The sequence below is a fragment of the Clostridium sp. ATCC 25772 genome (assembly GCF_001573875.1).
GTDB classification, from domain to species: domain Bacteria; phylum Bacillota; class Clostridia; order Clostridiales; family Clostridiaceae; genus Clostridium_J; species Clostridium_J senegalense.
The window spans coordinates 1-7,866 of the sequence record NZ_LFRG01000078.1 but is presented as its reverse complement, the minus strand read 5'-3'; the positions used below and the strand labels follow the sequence as shown (position 1 = coordinate 7,866).

Sequence of the window (7,866 nt, the reverse complement as noted above, 5' to 3'; positions counted from 1 at the left end):
TCATAGTTTTTTTGATATTATTATATCTAAAATTTAAATCTTTTGCACTAATTAGTTTTCAGACACACCCTAATAAATTAAAATTTATTTCTACATATATTTATTGAAGAAGTATTTTATATATAGGAATTATAAATAAACTCAATACAGTAGATATTGTAATCATAATAGCTGCATATTGATAATCTGCATCATATGATTTTGATACTATTGCTGTATTAGTCATTACTGGCATTGCTGCTTGTATAATGAATACTTTTGCCATAAGACTTTGCAATGGGAAAAATTTACACAAACCTACTACTAGTAAAGGTGAAATTATAAACCTTCCTAATAAAACTCCCCATACATCTTTATCAAAACGTATTCCTTTTAAGTTTATATAAAACATTGTATTACCTATAAATAACATTGATAAAGGTGTAGTTAAATTACCTAAATATTTACAAGTATCCATTACAAATTTAGGCACAGGAACTGCTAACATAATTAATATTATAGCCACTATAAACCCCATTAAAGGTGGTGAGAATATTCTTTTTAGAGTATTCATTGATAAAAATCCTTGCGCCTCTCCACCACCATCTTTACTTATTTCAAAAACACCTATAGTCCAAAAGAAAGTCGTGTTAGCTATATAATATAATAAAACATAAGGTACACTTTCTGAACCAAATAAAGCTAAATTAACCGGCAATCCTATAAATATAGTATTAGATACAAAGAACATAGATAAAAATGTTCCTCTTCTTTTAGGCGTAATATTAAATACTTTTATAAATATCTTACCTATCAGATAAGTAAGAGCTATAGAAAGAAATGGTACTATTAAACCTTTTCCTAAACTTAAAAGCTTCGCTCTATCAAAGTCCGACATAAGATTATTAATCATCAAAGCTGGTAACGATACATTTATAACAACTTTTGAAAATAATTTTGCTCCTGCTTTATCTATCCATTCTTTTTTTGTCAAAATATATCCAATAGCTATCATTATAATAATACTAAATATACTGCCAAAAGCAGTTAAAAGTTCCATAACAATCCCCCTTAGTAACTTACTTGGAATTATGCCGTAATTGAAATTTTATTTTTTCAAATTATAAAATACAATTTTTATTACTTATGTCATTAATAATTAAAAATATTTCTATACTCTAATACGGCTTCCTTATATAAGTGCTTCTTATGTCTAAATAATATAAATTAAAATTATATTTTACTTTTATTCCCCGTTTAATTTAGACATAAGAATCACCTAATTTAGTCATAATTAATTATTTCCCGTCTACAATTTTTGTAGCAATAATATCTGAGTCAAGACCTAATATATTTTTAATAAGTACTTGATTAATTTTCACAGGTGCCTCAACTTCTTTATTTTTAATTTCTGTCATAACGTCAAATATTTTATCTTTTGGAATTGCTTTTGTTGTTCTTACACTGACAAGTTGTGCTTCACCATTATTTACTTTAATTAATGATGCAATTGTTCTTTTTGGATCTTTTATTTCTTGTGTAACATAAGCCTCTCCTCTTTTACATAAAGCCCCGCTTACATTTTTTATATCTTTTCCTTCTAAATCTACACATAATTCACATCCGTTAGGACAAATTATGCAGGTCATTTCTTTTTTCATTATATTGCCACCACCTTAATATCTTCTTTACCAACAATTTCTTCTTTTTTTAGTGTTATGTGTATCATCTCAGCTGGATTTAATTTTTTAAGTTTTTTAACTTTAATAACGTTTTCACCTTGTTTAATTTCTATTGCTCCATCTCTTGAAGGTCTGCTTACTCTTAAAGAGATTTCTACATCCTTCTCACCACTTATTCTTTGTGGAACTACATTATTAATAGTTATATCACCTTTTATTGAAATTTTACTTTCTTTTTCTTTTTCATCTATTATATATTTTGATGCTGATTCTGCTAATTTTTCACCTTCATTAGATACAAAGTCAACTAAGTCGTGTACATGAAGTACATTGCCTGCAGCATAAATTCCTTCAATATTAGTTTGTAAATTTTCATCTACAATTGGTCCTTTTGTTCTTTCATCAAGCTCTACCCCAGCTTTAAGAGATAACTCATTTTCCGGAATAAGGCCAACTGATAATATTAATGTATCACATTCATATTCCTTTTCTGAACCTTTTATAACTTGTCCTTTTTCATCTACTTTGCTTACAGTTACTGCCTTTAATCTTTCTTTTCCTTTTATATTTGTCACTGTATGACTTAAATATAATGGAATGTCATAATCATTTAAGCATTGTTGTATGTTTCTTGGAAGACCACTAGGATATGGCAATTTTTCTATTACTGCAAGTACATTTGCCCCTTCCAAAGTAAGTCTTCTTGCCATTATAAGTCCTATATCTCCAGAACCTAATATTACTACTTTCTTTCCTACCATAATATTTTTTAAATTCATATAACTTTGTGCTACCCCTGCTGTAAATACACCTGCTGGTCTTGTTCCTGGTATACTGATTGCTCCTCTTGTTCTTTCTCTGCAACCCATTGATAGAATAATTACTTTAGCTTTATATTTTTTTAATCCATTTCTTGTAGCTGCTACAACTTCCTTGTTATTAGTAAGATTTATTACAGTAGCTTCTGTTTCTATTTCTATATTTGCTTTTTCTACTAATTCTACAAATCTATTTGCATATTCTGGCCCACTAAGTGCTTCATTAAATCTTACAAGTCCAAAACCATCATGGATACATTGTCTTAATATTCCACCAGGTCTCTTTTCCCTTTCTAGTATTAATATATCTTCTACACCTTTTTCTTTTAGTTTTAAAGCTGCGGCAAGTCCTGCTGGTCCTGCTCCAATGATAATTGCATCTTTTAATATTGCTTCCATTATCTCACCTTCCTTAAAAACATTTGTCCATTATCTCTTGAATAAGTTACTTCATTTACATTTTTGTTTTTTTCTCTCATAATAATTTCTGCAATTCTAGTTTGACAATAACCGCCTTGACATCTTCCCATCATAGCTCTTGTTCTATATTTAATTCCAGTTACTGTTTCTACTCCTAGCGGATTTTTAACAGCTTGCATTATTTCTGCTTTAGTAACTGTTTCACATCTACAAATAATTTCACCATAATCTGGATTTTCATTTATAAGCTCAGCTTGTTTTTCTTCACATTGTTCCGAAAATCTTACTATTCCTTTTCTTATAGGATTGAAATCCTTATTTTCTTTTAAAGTCTCTTTATTTTTTATTTTTTCAACTACACATCTTGCAATCGGTACAGCAGAAGTTAATCCTGGAGATTCAATTCCTACTAAATTAATTACATTTGGTATTTCTTCTCTCTCTTCAATTACAAAGTCTGCATATCCACCTTTTTCTTTACTAACTAACTTTGGTCTAATACCTGAGAAATTTCTAATAAAATGTTCTCTTTTTATTTGTGGTAATATTTTTTGTCCTTCTCTTACAAGCATGTCCATAACTTCTTCAGTTGCTGAATAGTTATCGTTTTCATCGATGTACTGAGCACTTGGTCCAATAAATACATTGCCATGAATTGAAGGAGTAAGATGTATTCCAAGTCCACCTTCCTTCTTATTTGGAACCGGATACGCTGGTATTTCTAAATACTTTCCAGCTTTTTGATCTAAAATGAAGTACTCTCCCCTACATGGATATATTGTATAATCTGTAACACCGACCATTCTAGCTACTTTATCTGAATTTAACCCAGCACTATTAATTACCCATTTACTATAGTATGTTTCTTTACTTGTTGTAATTTCATAACACTCTTCTTTTCTTTCTATATTTGTTACTTCTCTTCCTAGATAAAAATCTACGCCATTTTCACATGCATTTTCTGCTAATGCAATCGTATATATAAATGGATCTAATATTCCTGTCATTGGAGAATATAACGCTGCTTTCCCCTCTACATTTGGTGCTAATTCTTTAATTCTTTTTTCAGAGACAATCTCTAACCCTGGCACACCATTTTTGTCTCCTTTTTCTTTTAATTCTTTTAATACCTCTATATCTTCGTCTGTAAAACCAGTTACTAATTTACCAGTTCTTTTAAAAGGTATGTTAAGTTCTTTTGCAACTTGATCAAATCCTAAATTACCTTCTACACAAAATTTTGCCATAAGTGATCCTGGTCTATTATTAAAACCAGCATGAAGCACTCCACTATTTCTACCACTTGTTTCACATACCACATCTAATTCTTTTTCTAATACTCCTACCTTTAATTCATACCTAGAAAGTTCTCTTGCAATTGCACTACCAACTACTCCTGATCCAATAACCATAATATCATATTGTTTTTTTGTCACTTTCATCACCTCTTCCTATAGTCTTGAAACTTTATCATGCTATATACCTTAAAGTTTATATAGCATAAAACCTAGAAAACTAGATTTTAATTTGTTTCACTATATGTTCCCTTAAAATCTAAATTTAAGTTTAATTAGTATACTGAATTAACTTAGTTTAATTTTAATCATTTCCGAATATTTTGTCAATTAAAATTCAAAATATTTAATCAATTTTCTTTTTTTATATAGTTTTATATACAATATAATTCATTTTTCTATTTTAATTGACAAAAAAACCCTTAGGTTTTTTATATCTCCCTAAAGGTTTTAAGTTTACAATAAACTTTTCTATTTAACTTATATATTGTTTTTTACAATAAATGTATTTAAGTAAATTCACTTTTCTCTTTTATACCTTTTTACTTTTGCTAATTTTTAAATATAACCTAAAATAATTTTTTTTCGTAAAAAAGACTTACCTTCCAAATATTAATTTAAGTTATTTTCTAGATTTTTCTTCCCATTTATCTATTTTTTTTAAGTATAAGTTTCTTACGGCATCATTGTCTAAATTTCCATCACTTACATGACTTATTAAAGAACTCGCAACTATAATAACATCTAGACATTCTTCAATAACATCTTCTCTACTTTTTTTCTTATATCCACATCCACAAGCATTAGAATAACTTAAAACCGCCTCTGACACTTCCCCCACTTCTTCTGAAAGTTTAAGTGCTCTTTCTACTAAAGTTTTCTTATCTAGTTTCGTAAGTTCTTCTATTTTTTCAAAGTTCAAGTTCATTATTTTTTCCATAATGTCCTCCTATTAAAGTAATAATTGTCATTTAATTTTAACATAAAATTAAATATTTCAGTTATTTGTATATTACAAAAACTAAATTAACCTATACTTTAAAAAGCTAATGCAATACTAACTTTCTTCAATTAGTTTTGCACTAGCTCCTTTTTAACTAAAAAATCTTATCTTGTATTTTTTAATTTATTTTTATTATTATTTTTTAATTCAGATTTACTTTTAAATATTAAATTATTTTTTCGTTTTTTTAGCTCTTTTCCTTTTATATTGTTATATTCTAATTCTTTTTGAAGCTTTTTATAACTTTCAAATCGTCTTTCATCTAAAATCCCATTTTCTATAGCCTCTCTAATTGCACATTTAGGTTCATTCCTATGAGTGCAATTTGAAAATTTACACATTGCAATGAGTTCTTCTATATCACTAAAAGATCTATCTAAATCTGCTGCTACTACTCCAAGCTCTCTCATTCCAGGGGTATCTATTATTGTTCCTCCATTCGGTATTATTAACATTTGTCTATAAGTTGTAGTGTGTTTTCCTCTATCATTTTCATCAACTTCATTAGTTTTTAATTCATCGCTTCCTATAATTTTATTTATAAGTGTGGATTTTCCTACACCTGATGAACCTATAAAAGCTATTGTTTTACCATTTTCAATATAAGGCTTTACGACTTTATACCCTTCTTCATTAATGCTATTTGTAACTAGCATATCACATCCACTAACTACTGTTTTAACTTGCATAACTTTATTTTCTAGATCATTACATAAATCAGATTTAGTTAATACAATAACAGGCTCTGCACCACTATTCCATGCAGTGGCTACATATCTTTCTAATTTTCTAAGATTAAAATCATTATTTAATGACATACAAATAAATACTCTATCTATGTTAGCTGCTACTATTTGTGTATCATATGCTGTTCCTGCTATCTTTCTTTCAAAATAACTCTTTCTTTTTAACACATGATGTATTACTCCATTTCCACAGCTATCATTTTTCCTATCTACTAGAACCCAATCACCCACCACTGGATAATCAACATTGTCAAAAGATGAATAGGAAAATTTTCCAGAAACCTCCGCCTTAATTTCACCTTCTTCAGTAATAACTTTATATATATTCTTATGCTGAAAGGAAACTCTGCCAATATATAAATTTTTATCATATATTTTAGCTTCCATCATATATTTTTCATTTAATCCTATATCTTTTAAATTTACAATATTCATTTTTCATCCTCCATAATACAGGAGGCATACTCTTATTAATCAGACATATCCTCCCCTTTAATTAAAATTCTCAACTTTAAATTGTTCATTCTTTTCATCATAAACATCACGTCCTTTCAACAAGATTTAATCCTTATTTATAAAGCATATTTTTTTAATAACATTTCATTATTGATTATTTAATTTTAATTGCCTAAATATGAATTTTATTTATTATAGGATTACAATTTCAAAGCTTTACCACCCTTAAGAGTACAACATGCTACGAATAACTTCAAATAAAAATATTCTTAAGTTATTGAATAAAGTTAATTTCGAGCTTCCTTCTATATATTAATACTATTCCTTTATAAATATTTTGTATATATTTTTCATTTATTCAATAAATTAACTTTTTGAAAACAAAGCAACTTATTGAATATTTCAACGTCTAAAATATCCATTTACTCAGCCTTCTCTGACGACTTATCATATTTTTTTAAACACATAAAAATACTACGCCAATATTCACCAAAAAATGCTTTAGTTTTCTATATGTGCACTTCTTCTCCATGATTCATATAAATTTGAATTTTATACTTTAAGCTATTAGTTCCATATAATATTAATTCATCTATCACAATGTCTATACTTTCTCCACTTTTTTATATTTTATAATGGACTAATTTAGGTCTTTTAATTTCAACTAATTATCATTCTGTTAAATTTACTTTTAAATATATCTTTCACTTTTAACACTATAAACTGGTTTAGTTTCATATACTCTATATATAACTTTGCCATGAAACTCTAGCATATCTCTTGCTCTATCTTTTAAATTTTCATTTTCTATGATTTGTAAAACATTTTCTTTTTCAAACCAACCTACCTCTATGCTTTCATCACTTGTATGTAAATCTCCTCCTACATACCTACCAATAAAATCTAATATAACCTTTGTGGGAGTATAACTTACACCGTCCCACCCCATATAACTTTGAACATTTGAATATACACCAACTAAACTATCAATATTTGCAATAGCACCTGACTCTTCCTCTATTTCTCTTTTCAGAGCCTCTATCAAATTCTCACCATTTTCAACTTGTCCCCCTGGGAATTCCCATCCACTTATTGGATTTTTTACTAAAAGTATTTTTTCATCATCATTGGTTATTAGTCCAGCAACAGCAACAATATGTGTTGGAAAGTTCATTTCATATCCCTCCAGTTTTTTATTTACTTTGTATTATACACTTTTTCATATACTTTTTTTGTAGAAATTTGTACTCCATATTGCAACTTTTATTAATCTTTATATACAATTATCTTATTTTTTATATTTTACTTAATACCTCTATTAACCCTTAATCATATTCTAGGGGGCTGTCGCATTAGCGGGTTTAAATCCGTTAGCGATAGCTCCTTTTAGTCATCTTTAAAATCTTTTATTCGGTTTACTATATCTTAACTATAAAATATTTAAAAATAGGCGCACTTTAATAAGTC

The 7,866-nt window shown here is 27.9% G+C and carries 7 protein-coding genes; all 7 read right to left on the bottom strand.

All coding sequences use genetic code 11. From position 1 onward, the window contains the following. Positions 1 to 100: 100 nt before the first annotated feature. Positions 101 to 1,039, bottom strand: coding sequence for an AEC family transporter (locus tag AZI32_RS16470; protein ID WP_061996984.1), 939 nt, complete (start codon positions 1,037 to 1,039; stop codon positions 101 to 103). Positions 1,040 to 1,277: 238 nt separating this feature from the next. Then, complete coding sequence (locus AZI32_RS16465; RefSeq protein WP_061996982.1) at positions 1,278 to 1,640, bottom strand: DUF1667 domain-containing protein; 363 nt, start codon at positions 1,638 to 1,640, stop codon at positions 1,278 to 1,280. Next, a complete protein-coding gene (locus AZI32_RS16460) occupies positions 1,640 to 2,878 on the bottom strand; it encodes an FAD-dependent oxidoreductase (protein WP_061996980.1) in 1,239 nt (412 codons plus the stop codon). Before AZI32_RS16460 ends, AZI32_RS16465 begins: the two co-directional genes overlap by 1 nt. Then, positions 2,878 to 4,341 (bottom strand): NAD(P)/FAD-dependent oxidoreductase, encoded by a 1,464-nt coding sequence (locus AZI32_RS16455; RefSeq protein WP_061996978.1) that lies wholly within the window; start codon positions 4,339 to 4,341, stop codon positions 2,878 to 2,880. Before AZI32_RS16455 ends, AZI32_RS16460 begins: the two co-directional genes overlap by 1 nt. Positions 4,342 to 4,816: 475 nt before the next feature. Beyond that, on the bottom strand, positions 4,817 to 5,134 hold the full coding sequence (locus AZI32_RS16450; RefSeq protein ID WP_061996976.1) for a MazG-like family protein: 318 nt from the start codon (positions 5,132 to 5,134) through the stop codon (positions 4,817 to 4,819). A gap of 167 nt (positions 5,135 to 5,301) precedes the next feature. Continuing rightward, the gene (gene rsgA, locus AZI32_RS16445; protein WP_061996974.1) at positions 5,302 to 6,378 is read right to left on the bottom strand and encodes a ribosome small subunit-dependent GTPase A; all 1,077 of its coding nucleotides are present in this window, start codon (positions 6,376 to 6,378) and stop codon (positions 5,302 to 5,304) included. A 712-nt stretch (positions 6,379 to 7,090) separates the two neighbouring features. After that, positions 7,091 to 7,573, bottom strand: coding sequence for an NUDIX hydrolase (locus tag AZI32_RS16440; RefSeq protein ID WP_061996972.1), 483 nt, complete (start codon positions 7,571 to 7,573; stop codon positions 7,091 to 7,093). Positions 7,574 to 7,866: the final 293 nt, after the last annotated feature.

What these genes read in the sequence shown, in the direction of transcription:
- AZI32_RS16465 (WP_061996982.1), bottom strand. Translation starts at nt 1,640, where the DNA reads ATGAAAAAAGAAATGACCTGCATAATTTGTCCTAACGGATGTGAATTA.
- AZI32_RS16440 (WP_061996972.1), bottom strand. Translation starts at nt 7,573, where the DNA reads ATGAACTTTCCAACACATATTGTTGCTGTTGCTGGACTAATAACCAAT.
- AZI32_RS16455 (WP_061996978.1), bottom strand. Translation starts at nt 4,341, where the DNA reads ATGAAAGTGACAAAAAAACAATATGATATTATGGTTATTGGATCAGGA.
- rsgA (WP_061996974.1), bottom strand. Translation starts at nt 6,378, where the DNA reads ATGAATATTGTAAATTTAAAAGATATAGGATTAAATGAAAAATATATG.
- AZI32_RS16470 (WP_061996984.1), bottom strand. Translation starts at nt 1,039, where the DNA reads ATGGAACTTTTAACTGCTTTTGGCAGTATATTTAGTATTATTATAATG.
- AZI32_RS16460 (WP_061996980.1), bottom strand. Translation starts at nt 2,878, where the DNA reads ATGGAAGCAATATTAAAAGATGCAATTATCATTGGAGCAGGACCAGCA.
- AZI32_RS16450 (WP_061996976.1), bottom strand. Translation starts at nt 5,134, where the DNA reads ATGGAAAAAATAATGAACTTGAACTTTGAAAAAATAGAAGAACTTACG.